This is a genomic window from Lysinibacillus sp. FSL P2-0066, from assembly GCF_037969495.1.
Taxonomy (GTDB): domain Bacteria; phylum Bacillota; class Bacilli; order Bacillales_A; family Planococcaceae; genus Lysinibacillus; species Lysinibacillus boronitolerans.
The window spans coordinates 1,395,847-1,412,286 of record NZ_CP150202.1 but is presented as its reverse complement, the minus strand read 5'-3'; the positions used below and the strand labels follow the sequence as shown (position 1 = coordinate 1,412,286).

17 protein-coding genes are annotated in these 16,440 nt (G+C 38.5%); 6 read left to right on the top strand and 11 right to left on the bottom strand.

The window, feature by feature from the left end; translation table 11 throughout:
- Positions 1-73: 73 nt before the first annotated feature.
- Together MKZ14_RS06795 and MKZ14_RS06790 are read right to left on the bottom strand one after the other, a co-directional pair.
- Positions 74-1,516 carry an ATP-dependent DNA helicase RecQ gene (locus MKZ14_RS06795; protein WP_312126868.1) on the bottom strand — a complete coding sequence of 481 codons (1,443 nt, stop codon included), beginning with the start codon at positions 1,514-1,516 and terminating at the stop codon, positions 74-76.
- Positions 1,517-2,548 (bottom strand): helix-turn-helix domain-containing protein, encoded by a 1,032-nt coding sequence (locus MKZ14_RS06790; RefSeq protein ID WP_312126867.1) that lies wholly within the window; start codon positions 2,546-2,548, stop codon positions 1,517-1,519.
- Between the two features lie 106 nt (positions 2,549-2,654).
- Here MKZ14_RS06790 and MKZ14_RS06785 point away from each other — a divergent pair, with 106 nt between their 5' ends.
- The 3 genes from MKZ14_RS06785 (at position 2,655) to MKZ14_RS06775 (ending at position 4,581) form a co-directional block, all read left to right on the top strand.
- Positions 2,655-2,903, top strand: coding sequence for a ferredoxin (locus MKZ14_RS06785; protein WP_004232564.1), 249 nt, complete (start codon positions 2,655-2,657; stop codon positions 2,901-2,903).
- 137 nt (positions 2,904-3,040) lie between these two features.
- Entirely contained in the window at positions 3,041-3,634 is a 594-nt protein-coding gene (locus MKZ14_RS06780) for a hypothetical protein (protein ID WP_339280724.1), read from the top strand.
- A gap of 164 nt (positions 3,635-3,798) precedes the next feature.
- On the top strand, positions 3,799-4,581 hold the full coding sequence (locus MKZ14_RS06775) for an SDR family oxidoreductase (protein WP_016993332.1): 783 nt from the start codon (positions 3,799-3,801) through the stop codon (positions 4,579-4,581).
- Positions 4,582-4,630: 49 nt separating this feature from the next.
- Here the strand turns inward: MKZ14_RS06775 and MKZ14_RS06770 are convergent, their stop codons facing one another.
- A complete protein-coding gene (locus MKZ14_RS06770; protein WP_339280723.1) occupies positions 4,631-5,359 on the bottom strand; it encodes a sulfite exporter TauE/SafE family protein in 729 nt (242 codons plus the stop codon).
- A 14-nt stretch (positions 5,360-5,373) separates the two neighbouring features.
- Positions 5,374-6,573 (bottom strand): MFS transporter, encoded by a 1,200-nt coding sequence (locus tag MKZ14_RS06765; protein ID WP_339280722.1) that lies wholly within the window; start codon positions 6,571-6,573, stop codon positions 5,374-5,376.
- Between the two features lie 298 nt (positions 6,574-6,871).
- Between MKZ14_RS06765 and MKZ14_RS06760 the strand changes: the two genes are divergently transcribed.
- Together MKZ14_RS06760 and MKZ14_RS06755 are read left to right on the top strand one after the other, a co-directional pair.
- Positions 6,872-7,696 carry a methyl-accepting chemotaxis protein gene (locus tag MKZ14_RS06760; RefSeq protein WP_016993329.1) on the top strand — a complete coding sequence of 275 codons (825 nt, stop codon included), beginning with the start codon at positions 6,872-6,874 and terminating at the stop codon, positions 7,694-7,696.
- A gap of 16 nt (positions 7,697-7,712) precedes the next feature.
- Complete coding sequence (locus MKZ14_RS06755; protein ID WP_036079901.1) at positions 7,713-8,258, top strand: GNAT family protein; 546 nt, start codon at positions 7,713-7,715, stop codon at positions 8,256-8,258.
- 41 nt (positions 8,259-8,299) lie between these two features.
- Here MKZ14_RS06755 and MKZ14_RS06750 read toward each other — a convergent pair whose 3' ends face one another.
- Both MKZ14_RS06750 and MKZ14_RS06745 read right to left on the bottom strand, forming a co-directional pair.
- A complete protein-coding gene (locus tag MKZ14_RS06750; protein WP_004232547.1) occupies positions 8,300-9,844 on the bottom strand; it encodes a flotillin family protein in 1,545 nt (514 codons plus the stop codon).
- A 15-nt stretch (positions 9,845-9,859) separates the two neighbouring features.
- Positions 9,860-10,390 (bottom strand): hypothetical protein, encoded by a 531-nt coding sequence (locus tag MKZ14_RS06745; RefSeq protein ID WP_004232545.1) that lies wholly within the window; start codon positions 10,388-10,390, stop codon positions 9,860-9,862.
- Positions 10,391-10,544: 154 nt separating this feature from the next.
- On the opposite strand from MKZ14_RS06745, the gene MKZ14_RS06740 reads away from it, so the two are divergent.
- Positions 10,545-10,922 carry a hypothetical protein gene (locus tag MKZ14_RS06740; RefSeq protein ID WP_312126855.1) on the top strand — a complete coding sequence of 126 codons (378 nt, stop codon included), beginning with the start codon at positions 10,545-10,547 and terminating at the stop codon, positions 10,920-10,922.
- 147 nt (positions 10,923-11,069) lie between these two features.
- On the opposite strand, the gene MKZ14_RS06735 is transcribed toward MKZ14_RS06740, so the two are convergent.
- The 5 genes from MKZ14_RS06735 to MKZ14_RS06715 all read right to left on the bottom strand — a co-directional run bounded on the left by MKZ14_RS06735 (position 11,070) and on the right by MKZ14_RS06715 (position 16,286).
- Positions 11,070-11,804 (bottom strand): hypothetical protein, encoded by a 735-nt coding sequence (locus MKZ14_RS06735; protein WP_016995241.1) that lies wholly within the window; start codon positions 11,802-11,804, stop codon positions 11,070-11,072.
- Between the two features lie 474 nt (positions 11,805-12,278).
- Entirely contained in the window at positions 12,279-13,070 is a 792-nt protein-coding gene (locus MKZ14_RS06730) for a GNAT family N-acetyltransferase (RefSeq protein WP_036079910.1), read from the bottom strand.
- Entirely contained in the window at positions 13,063-14,862 is a 1,800-nt protein-coding gene (gene abc-f, locus MKZ14_RS06725; RefSeq protein WP_339280721.1) for an ABC-F type ribosomal protection protein, read from the bottom strand. The genes MKZ14_RS06730 and abc-f overlap by 8 nt, the downstream gene beginning before the upstream one ends.
- A 104-nt stretch (positions 14,863-14,966) precedes the next feature.
- The gene (locus MKZ14_RS06720; protein WP_004232534.1) at positions 14,967-15,107 is read right to left on the bottom strand and encodes an RAxF-45 family protein; all 141 of its coding nucleotides are present in this window, start codon (positions 15,105-15,107) and stop codon (positions 14,967-14,969) included.
- A gap of 150 nt (positions 15,108-15,257) precedes the next feature.
- Positions 15,258-16,286 (bottom strand): AbrB family transcriptional regulator, encoded by a 1,029-nt coding sequence (locus MKZ14_RS06715; RefSeq protein WP_036079916.1) that lies wholly within the window; start codon positions 16,284-16,286, stop codon positions 15,258-15,260.
- Between the last annotated feature and the right edge of the window lie 154 nt (positions 16,287-16,440).

Here is a 16,440-nt window from a genome sequence, read left to right as displayed (position 1 = left end):
AACCTTACTACGCTTTCTATCATCTCTATTATGACGAATTTTACGAAAAAAGTAAATGACCGTCAGTTTTAGTCTAATTACCCATTAATAGTTGTTGCAATCGACTTTCCCACGTTGCCATTTCTACTTTCTTTTTCTCTTTTAAGCGTACTTTCTTGATTACATCATAATGGATTCCACAATTTTCACAACAGTTTTCCGGTTTTTTCTGCAATTTTTGCCCAAAATACCCGACTAAATGTTCACGAATACAGTCTTTTGTCTGTATGATTTGAAGCATTTCATTCACTGCATTGTATTTCTCTAGTGCTAAATGATTTAATCGGACCTTCACTTGTTCCGAAGACTCTCGTTGTAGCCAATAATCTAACACACGGAAGGCTGTCTCACTTAACTCCCCATTTTTCAACATTTGGATTGGCTGTATTTGCTGAGATAGCAGTTCCTGATAGCGGTCAACATGATGTAAAGTTGGTAAATCACCTGTCACAACAAATTTAGCCAGCTCCTCATCACCTTCAGCATACAGTAAAATAGCAAGTGCAGAGTGACCATCCCGCCCTGCTCGTCCAATCTCCTGCATATAATTCGCGATATTGGCTGGCATTGATTCATGAATAACCTGCCGTATATCAAGCTTATTAATGCCCATGCCAAAAGCATTTGTTGCAACGATCCAATCAAGTTCTCCAGCTATAAATTGCTGTTGAATAAATTGACGGTCCTCCGCCCCATAGCCAGCATGATAGGCAGCAACACGAACGCCAGCTTGTAATAAGGCTTCGCTATATTGTTGCGCACGTTTACGTGAGGAAACGTATAAAATACCAGGTCCTGCCGTTTCCGTAACATGGTGCAGGAGCCATCTAGCTTTATCAGTCTTATCCTCCACTACTACACGACCTAGATGAATATTCGGGCGGTCAACATTATACATAAACTCGAATGGAGCTTTGAGAGTTAAAGTTTCCCGTATATCTCGAACAACCTTCTTTGTTGCCGTAGCAGATAATGCCAAAATTGGCGGACGATTTTCTCTCGATAGCCAGTCACCTATTCGTAAATAATCTGGTCGAAAATCAAAGCCCCATTGGGAGATACAATGTGCTTCATCTACTACGATTAAACCTAGCTTCATCTGCGCCAGTTTCTCTTGTACCTGTTGCTGGAGTAGCATCTCCGGGGAAGTAAAAATGAAACGATATTGCTCTAAATAATGTAATACATAACGTTTCTCTGTTAGTGATAAAAAGGAATTTAAAGCTACCACCCTCTTTTCCCCAAAACGCTTCAGCTCTTCAACTTGATCCTGCATTAATGACAGTAATGGTGAAACAATTAGTACAGGTTTCTCTAATGTATAGGCTGGTAGCTGGTAGCAGAGTGATTTTCCCATTCCTGTTGGCAATAACGCAATAACATCTTGTTCTTGCAGTAAGGCCTCAATGACTTCTTTTTGTCCTGGTCGAAATGATGAATAACCAAAATGCTTATGCAATAATTGTTCAAGTTCCATTTATACTTCTCCTTTCGCAAGGACAAGCCTTAATTGAAAATAACTCATATCGGTTAAAGCTTCATGTAATATTTTCAATTTTTTTGTTTGATACTGCTTCGATGCCTGCCACACTTTTTGGGCTTCATCATAGGAGACGAATGGGCCAATAGAAAAGTTCGGTTCATACATGGCTAATTCTACAAAATGATCTTCAATTGTACTTTGTTTTAGTTTTCTCATTTGTACAATTTGCTCCATTGAATAACCTTGTTCATATAATTGTGCGGTTTGTTGTGCAGAATCTGTTAGCAATATTTTAACTTTTAATCCTTCTGCCACGTGCCCTAGTAATGGATAATCATCGATTTTTTGATGCACTTCATTTAATAATATATGTAGGGTTTCAATAAAAGCTAATTGACTATCTAGTACGGTTTCCTTCCGTTTATCTGCAAGTTGTTGCCATGTCCATCCTGGTAATTGATAACCACTTAAACGATACAGAACAAGCTGTTTGCTTGCATCTGACACAGGGAGACTAGTTAGCAAATGAGTACATTCTGTCAATAATTGTTGCTGTAAATGACCTTCCTTATAATGATGCTCCTGTAAAAATGATCGCACCCACGCTTGAATCATTGTATCTCTACTAATCGGTGAAAAGGTACGAATGGCTGCGGCTTGATGTGACAAACTTTGTACAATGAGAGAGAGTCTCGCAAAAAACACATGCTCATTTCCCCGATAGTGCCAACCATCAAAGAAAAAGGTTGGCGTTTGTTGTGCACGTTGTAATCCGAGCGTTTCCATGTAAAAATGACCAGATTCCTGCACGTTTAACCAACTATTCTGCATAAATAAGTTGACAGCCTCATCAAAAGTAGTACGAGATAGTTTTGGCAATAGGCCAAAATATTGATGCAATTGAAAAAGACCAATATCTTGAATTGTCTGACCTGAACGCTTCCCTCTTAGGACATGATAGGCAGCCGAAATCGTCCGCTCTTTATTGAGTTTTTGAAAGATTTGCAATAGAATTTGATGAAACATTGACGCAAATTCCTCCAATTTAATAGTATTTAAGTTGAAATGTAAGATAAACATCTTTAAAATGAGTATGAAGCTTTGTAGGAACATCATTAAAGGAGAGAATAAAATGGCTAAATACACAATAGTTGATAAAGATACATGCATCGCTTGTGGCGCATGTGGAGCCGCAGCGCCAGACATTTATGATTATGATGATGAAGGCATTGCCTTCGTTATTTTAGATGATAACATGGGAACTGCTGAAGTTCCAGAAGATCTATTAGAAGATATGCAGGACGCTTTTGAAGGTTGTCCAACAGACTCTATCAAAGTAGCAGATGAAACATTCGATGGTGACTCATTAAAATTTGAATAGTCTTCAGTAGATGTATATCTTAAATGGCATCCTTCAGGGGATGCCTTCTTATTGATTAAAATATTGGCTAACTTTTGCATCAAGATAATAGGCATATGGTCCATTGCTATACATACCAATCTATTGGAGGAATGTGAATGTTTGAGCAGTTACAAGTTGAGCATAGTTTATTTTATATTGATCAAGACCATATGAATAGATTTAAAAATCTTGCAGCAAAGTGGCAATCAATATTTCCAGATGTTTGTGCAAAATGTTTGAATACAGTGGACGCCTGGGCAAACGTGTTAAATAACTGGGTTTTCTTAAAATCACAGCAGACCGATGAGCTCATTCTCAACCCTTCTAAGGCTATCTATTATTCCATCAATACATTCTTAATAGATGAGCTCCAAAAAATTCAAATAATTCAAAAAATAAAAGAATGCGACAATGATGATTTTCAGTATTTTGCTGCCTTTCACTTAGGAAATGCCATCGATTTATGGGTGTACAATACACTTGAAAAAAGTGCAGAATCTGATTTATTACAGCCACAAAATCGAATACCTTATTATCTTGCCTTTTTAGACGATGATTTTCAAACTGACAATGCTTTATTCCATAAGAATCAAACAAGAGCAATCAAAATATTGGCACAGGTCGTTCGGTCAAAGAATTGCTTTAGAATCACTGTCAGTAGTGCTGTTAATCGAGCAGTAGATATGTATGATCATTATGTAACACAATAAAATAGCACACTTTTCAATTCGTCTCTACTGTCAAGAGATGAATTTTTTTTGCTCTCTAAACTACTTCTCTTATCATCTTGTTATTGCAACGATATTTTATGTATGATAAGATTTTAGTAGTTGGTACTAATAACAGATATTATCTCACAAAGGAGTTCTTCATAATGATGGATAATTTATTACAATTAAAAGATAAGAACATTGTTGTCATGGGCGTAGCAAATGATCGCAGTATTGCTTGGGGCATTGCAAAACGTTTATTTGACGTTGGGGCAAATGTCATCTTCACGTATCGTCAAGAACGCTCATTAAAAAAATTACAAAAACAATTAGAAAATATCGGACAATCTGATTCTCTTGTTGTTCAATGTGATGTGAATAGTGATGACAGCACAAAAGCAGCTTTTGATGAAATCGGCTCAAAGGTTGGCGTTATTCATGGAATTGTCCATTCAGTGGCTTTTGCACATGCAGAAGATTTACACAACCGCTTCCTTGAAACAACTCGAGAGGGCTATGCATTTGCACAAGATACAAGCGCCTATTCACTTATTTCGACAGCAAAAGCAGCTCATCCTTACATGACAGAGGGTGGCTCTATCGTTACGATGAGTTACTTAGGTGCAGAACGAGTACTTGATGGCTACAATGTGATGGGCGTAGCAAAAGCTGCTTTAGAGGCTTCTATGCGCTATCTTGCTGCTGATATCGGCCAAGATAATATTCGCGTCAATGCTATTTCAGCTGGTGCTATTCGTACACTAGCTGCAAAAGGTGTCCCTTCCTTTAACACAATTTTACACAAAATCGAAGAAACAGCTCCTTTAAAACGGAATGTTCAACAAGACGAAGTAGCAGATATGACGATTGTCATGCTATCTCACCTATCCCGTGGTGTCACTGGTGAAACAATCTACATCGACGCTGGCTACAATATTATGGGTTAACAAATAAGAAGTATGGAGGATGTATCATCCCCCATACTTCTTTTGTTGTTTATAGCATTGTCCATAAACTTTGGATCAACAAAATTAATCCTGCTGCTACTAGTAGAATATAAATTAATGTTCTAAACAACTTTTGATTTAATCGAGTAAATAGCATTTGTCCAAAAATAAGCCCTAAGAAAACAATTGGCAAGGCGTACATACTATATACCCAAACCATTTTACTTGTGCCCTCAAAAATAACTTGAGAAAGTAGGCTAATAAGATAGATAAAAATATAATAGGCTAGTGAAACAGCTCTAATGGTTTCTTTATCTCTATGTGTGCTCGCAAAATAGAGTAACAGTGGTGGTCCAGCCATCCCAATACTGGTTGTGAACATACCTGATATAAAACCAACGCCATAATCTCTACTCCCTGTTTGTTGAATAGAGAGATTTTTAATCAACAGAATCGTAAGCCCTATAAGAAGGATAGCGATGAGCAGCTTAAATGTCGTCACATCGACTAAGGCAAAGAGTAGACTACCAAATGGAGCACCCACAACACTACCGATCATCACCTTTTTAAGCAAAGCTACATCATTATCATGTCTCACCTTCCATACGAGAGAGAACGAAATAACAAGGGACAGAATTATATTTATTTGCATCGCCTCTTGTGGAGTAAATAGCAACAGTAAAAAAGGCGTTGCCATAACAGAAAAACCAAATCCTGTACTTGTTTGTAAAATAGAAGCTGCTAGAATAATGAAAAAATAGAAAAGTAATTCCTGCAAAATGACACCTCATATCATGTTGTGATACGTTGTCTAACAATAAATCTTTTTAATAAAAATGATAGGACACAAGCAATGAATAAAAACAGCGCAATCATCGCTATAACACCAATCCACCCATATTTCATCCAAAAAAGGCCACCTACTGTTCCTCCAACACTTGAACCAAAATAATAAAAAAATAAATAGAGAGAAGATGCTTGTGCTTTATCGTGGGATGCTCGTTTGCTCACCCAGCCACTTGCGATTGAATGAGCTGCAAAAAAGCCAAAGGTAAAAACTGTTATCCCTATAATCTTTAAAGTAAGGAGCCCGTTGAGCGTTACTATAGCTCCTGCTAACATAATGGCAATGGCCAGTAAGAGCATTCGTTGGCGACCAAAACGATCGGCTAAACTGCCAAACCATGCTGAGCTAAATGTCCCAACTAAATAAATGACAAATATCCATCCTACAATTGTGGCACTTAAATTATAGGGAGGAGCCATTAATTTAAAGCCAATATAATTATAAAGCGTGACAAAGCTTCCCATTAAAAGAAACCCCATCCCATAAAGACACAGCATAGAAGGATCTCTTAAATGTTGCAGTAGGGTTTTGGTCAATGCTTTTAATTGTAAAGGTCGCGCGCTGAAATGTTTGGAGCTTGGTAACATCCAGACAAACAACAAACTAACTAGCAGGCTGATCCCTCCTAATACTATCATGCCTGTATGCCAGTTATAATGGTCCGTTAAGGTACCAATAATAACTCGTCCACTAAGTCCCCCAACTGAATTACCGCTAATATATAAGCCCATGGCAATCCCTAAGCTTGCTGGTTCCATTTCTTCTCCCAAATAAGCCATAGCGATTGCAGGTAAACCAGCAAAAACGATGCCTTGTACAACACGCAAAACTAAAATTGTTTCAAAGTTAGGTGAAAATGCAAGAGCTAGTGTCAGGACAGAAGCTGCAAAAATAGAAATCGTCATCAATGATTTTCTTCCCCATGCTTCTGATAACGAACTGACAATTATTAAACTCACCGCTAATGCAAAGGTAGTTACTGAAAGAGATAAACTTGCTACAGCTGGTGAGACGTGAAATGCTTCTGAAAATGTTGGTAGTAATGGCTGCGTTACATATAGGTTAGCAAACGTAATAAAGCCTGCTAAAAATAAGGCCCAATTCGCTTTATGAAACGCCCTCGTACCCTTTTGTATATAGTCCATGAAACTCTCTCCTTAACTTCTTCCCCATGCTACTATTATTCTAATACAATATTTCGCAAAACACACGTCTCCTCGTCAAAAATTAGACAAAAAAGCTATTATTTTCACCTATGAATCACAAAAAATAATTGACAAATAAAAGCATGTCAAATTTGTATAAACGTCTTTTAATAAAAAATAAATAGCTATTTTGACTTGGCAAATATTGTGCTACAGTAAAAGTAATCATCTAGAACCATTGTCACAATGATGACAGATGACACAACCATTTTCATTGACTAGACTTGGAGGAATTTTTATGAAAATTATTGAAGCATTAGCCCTTGCAACACCTTATATTCATCTAGCATTAAAGCAAGAAGCCATTGTAGCTGTTGTCGAAAAGGAAAGTGAGACAGTCGTTAAATATTTAGCAGGTAAACGTGTGGATTCCGGTTATCACGATGGACAAAAAGTTAATGCCAATGACCAGAATGTTTTCATCGCCTTTAATGGCCAAAATGCAGATGTGGTGATTCCAGAGGATGTTTACGGCGTAGCAATCAATGCTTTTTCATTCCCCATTCGTGAAAATGGTCAAGTAGTTGGTGCATTAGCTTTTGGATTACCAATAGATAATGAGCTCAAACTTGAAGATTATATGGCTACGATGGATAAGATCGTCAACAGTCTACAGGATAAAGTACATACAATTGCTTCCCATTCCGAGGAGTTAGCGGCCACTAGTGAGGAAATTAATAAGCAAGCACAGCATGCCCTAGAGGATTCTGAAAAAACAAATGCCGTGACTGATTTAATTAAAAGTATTTCTCGCCAAACTAATTTACTAGGTTTAAATGCATCCATCGAAGCTGCACGTGCTGGACAGCATGGTGCAGGCTTTAATATTGTGGCACAGGAAGTTCGAAAATTGTCCTTCGAGACATCTAGCGCAACGGAAAATATAGAGTCGTCCTTACGGAATATCAATAGAAATCTAGATAATTTAAAACAAAATATGGGACAAATCAATGATGCCACAAATGAGCAAGCACAGCTCGTACAAGATTTCAGCGAAATTATAGAAGAATTAACCGTACTTAGCCGAGAAATGAAAGGCTTTATGCATGATGCGTTAAAATAATAATGAGGTGAACAACATGCAAATTACCATTAACCAAGATTTAGCTTTACGGATGATCGCACTTGAGGATGCAGAAAAGGTTTTTGCATTAACGGATGCCTCAAGGGAATACCTGAAAGAATGGCTACCATGGCTAGATAATACGAAAGAGCTCGCAGATACAAAAGCCTATATTGAGGGCTGTATGAAGGGGCATGAAGCGAACAGTAGCCTCTCCCTAGTCATTCTCTTTAAAAATGAAATTGTTGGCATTGCAGGCTTTAACGCGATTAACCCGAGCAATAAAATCGGCACTATTGGCTATTGGTTGAGCGAAGGAGCACAAGGACATGGCATCATGACGAAAACGGTAAAAGCTTTATTGCAATATGCCTTTGAAACATTGAAGCTTCATAAAGTTGAAATTCGTGTTGCGGAAGCCAATCACAAAAGTCGCGCAATCCCAGAACGTCTTGGATTCATGCAAGAAGGAACCATTCGAGCTGCAGAATGGCTCTACGATCATTATGTAAATCACGTGATTTATGGCATGCTTGTCAGTGAATGGCAGCAACAACAATAACAAAAGCGACCTGATGAAATATCTCATCAGGTCGCTTTTTGTTAGGATTGCTCTACCGCTTCTTTCGTTTCTTCAGGTGCTTGCTTTTTTTCAAGTCCTAAAGCAATCTGCTCTAATTCTGGACGCAATGTGTGCTTCCCAGCATAGCTTTCAATCAGCTCTTTTACATCAAGACCAGAAGTTTCTTTTAATGTTTCTTGTAGTGTAGACATTAAATTAGTAGCATAAGACGTTACTTTATTAGCGCCACTGCCTTCTCCACCACCAGTATCGACCACAGTAATCTTATCGATATTGCCAAGTGGACTTGCAAGCTCTTTTGCATACTCTGGCATCATGCGTACAACCATATCTAGTACAGCTGCTTGACCATAGTATTCAAAGGCTTCGGCAATCTTACGTTTAGCTTCAGCTTCAGCCAGACCGCGAAGACGAATGATATCAGCCTCAGTCTCCCCTTGTGCCCGCTCTGCATCTGCTTTGGCAAGACCATCCAAACGAATTTTCTCTGCTTCTGCTTTTGCCAATGATTCAATACGATATTTCTCCGCATCAGCCTGTGCAAGCTCGCGCATCTTTTCAGCTGCGGCATTTTGCTCCACTGCATAGCGGTCTGCATCTGCTTTCTTTTTAACCTCAGAATCATATTGCTTTTCTCTACGTAAAATCTCTTTTTCTTCTAATTCAATTTGCTTTTGACGCTCGATAATGCGAATTTGCATTTCTTGCTCTGTTACTTCCTGCTTTGCACGAGCAGTTTCAAGCTCATACGCTTGGTCAGCACGGGCTTTCGCAATATCCTGCTCACGTCGGAACTCAGCTACTTTTAATTGATTTTCTTTTTCTGCTTCAGCAATTTCCGTCGCACGCTCTAGTTCTGCCTTTTGTGCTTCCTTAGACGCTTCTGCACGTTTAATACGTGTTTCTTTTTCTGCATCTGCTGTCGCAATATCAGCATCGCGTTTTACCTGTGCGATTCTCGGTTTCCCCAGTGAATCTAAATAGCCATTTTTATCTCGTACATCCTTAATCGTAAAGGATACAATGACAAGACCCATCTTCGCTAAATCTTGTGAAGCAACACGTTGAACTTCCTGGGAGAATTTATCACGATTTTTATAGATTTCTTCAACCGTCATGGACCCTAAAATCGAACGTAAATGACCTTCTAGCACCTCACGTGCTTCCCCTTCGCGCTCCGCCTTTTGCTTTCCTAAAAACTGCTCTGCTGCTGTCGCAATTTCTGAAATGGAACCGCCAATTTTAATAATAGCTGTACCATCTGCCATAACAGGAACACCTTGCTCTGTATACACCTCAGGCGTTGTCACTTCTAGTTTACTAGAAAGTAAGCTTAACGGCTGTGCTTGTTGGAAAATAGGGAAGACAAATGTACCGCCCCCACGAATGATTTTAATACGATTTCCCGACTCATCCTTATGTACATTTTTAGAGCCGAGATAGCTACCTGTCACAATCAGTGCTTCATCAGGACCCGCCGTACGATACTTTGTCACATATAAGCCAACTAGGGCAATTAAAACAAATGCTACAATTCCTAAAACAATTAAAATATCGGTTGACATAGACATATCTCTCCTTTAAACAAATTTTTTCTCGTACGTTCTTACAAAAAGTGTTCCGTCCTTCACATCCACAACAAGTACGGTTTCATCATAGTCAATGGCTTCATTATCATAGCCCGTTGCTCGTTTTGAAATCATACCACTTGTCGTTTCGATAACAACCTCTCCAAAACCATCTACTGGAATTGGCACAATAACTCTTCCTAATTGGCCGCCCAGCGACTCCTCTGTGTAAGCTAATGAAACATCAGCGGAACGTAGCGGAACGAGGACAAATAAATAAAAGATGGAACTTAAAATAGCGCCGATGATACATGCAGCAATGATGTTCCAAACGCTAGAGAACCAGGCTAGTTTTTCTAAGATAAAACCTGCTGCTGACATCAACGTAATGAAAGATAGAATGACACTCGGATTAAAAATGGGCAGTCCTTCCCCAATACCTTCGACTGCATCACCAAAAAACATAACCAATACTGTGGCAAGGCCGGCGAAAATCAAAACCACCAAAAAGATCTGCTCGAGTGAATAGCCAAATAGCGTCAAGTTGCTCACCCCTTTTCATCATATTACCTACTATACGGATGTACCTCAGGAAAAGTTTCAAAATTTTTCAAACTCTTCTTTAAAGTATTATTTTTTGCTTTCATTAGAACCATGTTACAATAGAAAAGTATTCTGACAACTAAGGAGAAATGGCATGAAGCTTTCGACAATCTTAAATTTTGTAATTTTAATTTTTTTCACGTTATTATTCGTTAATGATTTCTTCCCTGATACAGCTATTGCTGCGATGCTGACTAAAAAAATAATATTGCTTATATTAGTTGGGCTTGTCATCATTCAGCTAGCCTTCGACAAGGGTAGATATAAAAGATTATCCAAAAAGGCTTATATCGGATTAACATTGTATACAGTTGGATTATGGATTGTTTTAACATTACTTGGCGGTCAGTCACAAATTGGCTTATCGTTCACAAGTCCTCTATTCTATATTATTGTTGTGCTGCTTGGATTGGATTTAATCCGCCTTTCACGCCAATCTAAGCGGGATCAAACAGAGGAGAAAGCGAAGTAAAGCATAGCTATCCGTCAACCTTACGAAGCTTTCCACCACTTTCGCACTGCTAACCGCTACATTCACAGCACTATCCGTCACTTTTGTCCTTCTATCCGACAACAACATAAAAAGCATGTCTCCGATTTTGACAGAGACATGCTTTTCTTATGATTCTAATACATTTAAAATGGCGTCCAGTTCATGGACAGCTAGATCTAAGCGTTCCTTTGCTTCGATATTTTGCTGTTTTAAGTGACTAAACTCTAGTAAATTTTTCTCATGCTTTAACTTAATAGAAGATAAACGTTCGATTCGTGCTTCTACTTTTTCTATTGCTTGCTCACAGACTGTTGTCCATAGCTTTTCTGATTGTTGCATTTCCGTAGTAGATGGGTTGTGCTGACGCATAATTCGTGCGTAAACCATTTCTATTTGTTCTATTAGTTCCGAATAAAAATGGCGCTCGACGCGTGTTGTTTGGAATGTTGGATGCTCTACCTCTTTGGCATACGGCGTTATTTGACGTAAGAGCTTTCCAGCATTTTCTCCAAAAGCATGGGATAAATTCAAGACATTCATTAATTGCAATAATAAGCGTATTTCTTCTAGATTAATAAGTTGTGAATCGATGCTTTCCTTTAACTTTAATGATTCCATATAGCGTCGATCAAAATGTTCAATTTCACCGTTGCGCTGCTCTACTAAATGGACACTTGCATTGTCTTTCAAGCTTTTAATATAGCGAATTGCATGGCTTTTTAGCTCCTCTTTTGACAGCAAGTTATCATTGTCTTGTTGTGGTTTTCCTCGTTGAACATACGCAAATGCATCCATTTTTTTGGGCCATTGTGCTGCTTGGGTTTCATCTGAGACATTATAGCGTATATAAATTCCGTGCATTTCATATCCTCCAAGTCCATTAAACAAGTATCTCTAAAGACAATAAATCGAATACGGCATTTTTTCAAGTAAAAAACTTTTAATAATTGAAAATCCTTCTTTTTAACAATAAAACAAAAATCCCGAATAGTCGATACTATTCACGATTTTACTAGTTTTCATTTATTCCTACTTATCCTTTAACACCTATCCACCTGCTCCACTAACCCATGTATGGTTGCATCTCGCAAATTCATATCAAAACAATAGATGACAATGGATTAAAAACAATGCTGTTAACTGAGGCCTGAGGAATTTGATGTCGTAATGAGCAGCTATCGTGCTACAGGAGCAGGAAAAAAATTTTTGCTGATTATATTTTAAAACATCCCTTCATCAAAGCAGCTTGTATCAATATTGGCAAGTACAGATCTAAAAAATCGCCAAATTCCTTGTAAGCACTAAAGGAATTTGGCGAGCTTTATGTGTAGCTATTTAAGCCTGTTGGCGGATGTCTTGAATGCTCTTTCCTTCAGTAAACGCATGAATCGATGCAATGGAGCCCACCGATTTAAAATTCGCCTTCTCATAGACTTTGGCAACCTGTTCACTAATCGGTAATATCCAAAGATCGTCCAATCCCAGCTCGACCGATTGCTGTTGGATATGTTGCAGCATATAGCCGATTAAACCACGACCACGATAGCTTTCAGTTGTTGCAACACTTTCAATCCTTCCTTGATTTCCTGACACAAAAATAGACGCTGAGCAGCACGCCACCCCATCTAGTCTTAATAGATAATACGTAAAAAGTGGCGAATGATAGGTTTGCTCAAATGCCTTTTTTATTAATGAAGGATCCCCAAATGCAGCAATGCTCATTTCTACTGCTAATGCTTCCTCCCTATTTGCATCCGTTACACGCTCAATTTGAATGGCAGGATTAGGTGGAAGTATCGCATATTCACCGTCCCAGTACTGAATTTCGTTGACAAAATGCTCATATTGAAAGCCGTGCGTCTCTAATGCCTCTATACATAGCTGGTTTTCTTCCAGATTATATAAATAAATCCGCGGAATCAGAGACTTTGATTGGTAGAAATCTTTGATGCCTTGTAAAAATAAATCAGGTTGTGCAATCTTTCTCCAAATCTGTGCATGATTTGCATCGTAATAGGTTGGGATAGCCTGATTGTAAAATAAGACCCCCTCCTTACAAACCTCCACTTCACTGAAACTCTTCACATACTCTATATCAAGCTGCATAATGCGTTCTAAATTAAACATGCTCTGTACCCCCTTCTAACCATCTTTCATATAAATGTTCTAATTGCAGTTCAAGCTTCTGCCGTTGTTCTTTAGCAAGCGATGGTTGTTGTAGTTTTGTCTCTAATTTTTCAATTTGTTGTTCAATCGGTAATTCTTTTTTAGGTGGCTGCGTTTTATTTACTGGTTGTTTTTCAATCGTTTTCATTGCAAGTTCCTGTCGTTTTCCTCTAGCCCACTCGTAATCTCCCTCAAAAACCTGAATAGCCTGGTTTTCAATCCACGCCGTTTTCGTAAAAATTTTCTGTAAGAAATAGCGGTCATGCGATACCCCAATAATCGTGCCTTCAAAGGATTCTAGTGTCTCTTCCAATACTTCTCTTGCTTCAATATCTAAATGGTTCGTTGGCTCATCTAAGATTAAGACATTGATATCCTCATGCATTAATTGTGCTAAACGAAGACGCATTTTTTCTCCACCACTTAGGTCCTTCACTTTTTTAAAGACATCATAGCCATAGAACAAAAATCGTGCGAGTATATGGCGAGCTTCCGCCTCTGACACGGCGACACTTTCACGAAAGGCATCAATTAATCGAATAGCAGGATTTTGATGTTCAAATTGTTGGGAAAGGTATCCAAATTTCACATTACTTCCAATCTGACACACTCCCTGATTAGGAATGATTTCCCCTAACATCATTTTTAATAATGTTGATTTTCCACTACCATTGCTCCCAACAATTGCTAATCTTTCGCCAAAATAAACAGCTAGATTGCTGTCCTTCAATAAAGGCTTATCAAAGCCATGATCAATGGCTTGCAAGAGCACAACCTCTTTACCACTGCGTTCAGCCATCGTTAACGCTAAATTCATTTTCCTTTTAGCGAGGGGCTTCTTTACTCGCTCGATACGTGCTAATGCTTTTTCCATACTCTTAGCACGTCGATGCATCGATGCGTTTGGTGGATTCGCCTCATTTGCCCACTGCTTTAATCGTTTTATCGTTTCTTGCATCTTTTTAATTTTCTTTTGCTGCTCTTCATAATTTGCAAACTGTTGCTCAATTTTTGCTTCTTTTTGTGCTATATAAGCATCATAATGGCCGTTATACGTAAAAGCCTCCCCATCCTCGATTTCTATAATCTTCTGGGCTACTTGATTCATGAATTGACGATCATGGGATACGACAATGACAAGCCACTCAAAGTTTCGCACATAATGTTCAAGCCACTCAATGGCTTGCATATCCAGATGGTTCGTTGGTTCATCCAATAACAAAATAGAGGGCTTTTTCAATAAAATTTGTCCAAGCATAACCTTTGTTTTTTCCCCACCACTTAAACTACTAAATGGCTGCTCTAGCATATCTGAAATACCCAGTCCATTTGCAATCATTGCCAGCTGCGCATCTACTTCATAGCCCCCTAATAGCATAAATCGCTCCTGCAATTGCCCATATTGCAGTAATATTTTATCCGTGACCGTCGACTGCATCTCTTGCTCAAGTACCGTCATTTTTGCCTTTATTGCATAAATATCCGCAAATGCTTCCTCCAGCACTTCTTTCACAGCATGTAGTGGATAATGTGGAATTTGGTGTAAATAGCCAATCGTCGCTTCTTTACTTTTAATAATTCGTCCCTTGTCTGGTATCTCTACCCCTGCAAGCAGTTGTAATAAAGTCGTTTTACCACTGCCATTTACACCAACAATCGCCACATGTTCACCACTATTTACCTCTAGCTGTAGGTTCTCGAATAATATATTGCCACCCATAATTTTTTGAATTTGTTCAGCTTTCATTTGCATCGTTTTTTCCTCCAATGAAACGTGCGAAAACATCTTTACAACACAAAAAAGACTGCTCATTAACAAGCAGTCCTCTTCTCAATTAAATGTGTGAAAAAGAATGGTTAATTCGCTACGTTTGTTATTTGATTTTGCTTAAAAATGGACAGACCTATCCCGTTGTTCGCAAAATCGAAAGTAATCACACGTGCAAAATACATAGCCGTATCCACTTTTACACATGTTTTCGTAGCGTTTTTATTCATTCCTTCTCACCTCCGTTCATAGTAGTTATGGCTATCATAGCATTATTCGAATTATTTGGAAAGGGAAAATTTAACGTTCATTTATCATTATTCCAAAGTTCTATTTGAAATTCGCACAAAGAAAAACATGAGAGGTTGATTCATAGCCCCTCATGTTTTCACTTTTTTCACAAATATTTTTACCACAGGCACCAGGAAAATCGAGACAACTAGGACACGAAAAAGCTGAAAGGCCGTGACAATCGTGACATTTGCATGGACTGAAGCGGCAATAATCCCCATTTGATCAAGACCACCAGGAACAATACTTAAAAAGCTTGTCCTAAAATCAAGGCTGTACAACGCTGCCATCACAAATGTTAAACCATAGGCTGCCCCTATAAAAATGCCCGCTGAAACAAACGCATAAAAGATATGCTTCTTCGATAAATGTAAATCCTCTTTTTTCAATAATAATCCGATATAAATTCCTAGCATGAGCTGAGCAATGTGTAGAAGTGATAATGGTAATTTTGGTACTTCTATTCCTGCCATATTAACGCCCATTAGTAAAAACACGGGGCCTAGCATATAGCCTGTTGGAATTTTTAGCTTTTGTGCTAGCCACCCTGCGCCACCACATACCACAAGTATACCAACAAGGTTCCATGTGTATGTTCCATCAATCATAGAACTATTGCCACCTGCTCCTGCCACCATTAAAGGAACAAAGCCAACGATTAAAAGGACGCGGAGGATTTGAAAGAATGTGATGACCACCATATCCATCTCTTGTTGCTCTTCCGCAAATGCCACAACCTGCGACATGCCCCCAGGAACACAGCATGTTAAGGCAGTCGCAAAATCCAAATCTGTACGCTTGGCAACAAGGAAACTTACTGCAAAAAATAACAAAATAAATATGATATTTAACACGACCATGCTTCCTAAAAAAAGCTTGATGTCCTGTACTGCTTCTGGTGTAAAGGCATAGCCGATAGAATAACCCGCTACGACTAAACCAAAATTGCGGAAAGAATGATGCCATTTTAATTGGACGTTGGTGGATAGCTGCACGGTGAGCACCGCTGTAATCGCTCCTAACAGCCAAGGCATCGGTATATGTAAAAATTGAAAAACTACAGCACCTATTAATCCAATGCATAATGTGATGAACATATGCTTATCAAAAACAAACATGGTAGCAACCCCTTCAACTCGATAAACCTATTATGACCTTTATAATCCGCATTTTCTAGTGGACTGACTTTGAGCTGTATGCTATCGCTTAAAATGAACCTGTTATCCATCAAATAAAACCTCTTATCGAACAATTTATCCTTGTTAAAAACAT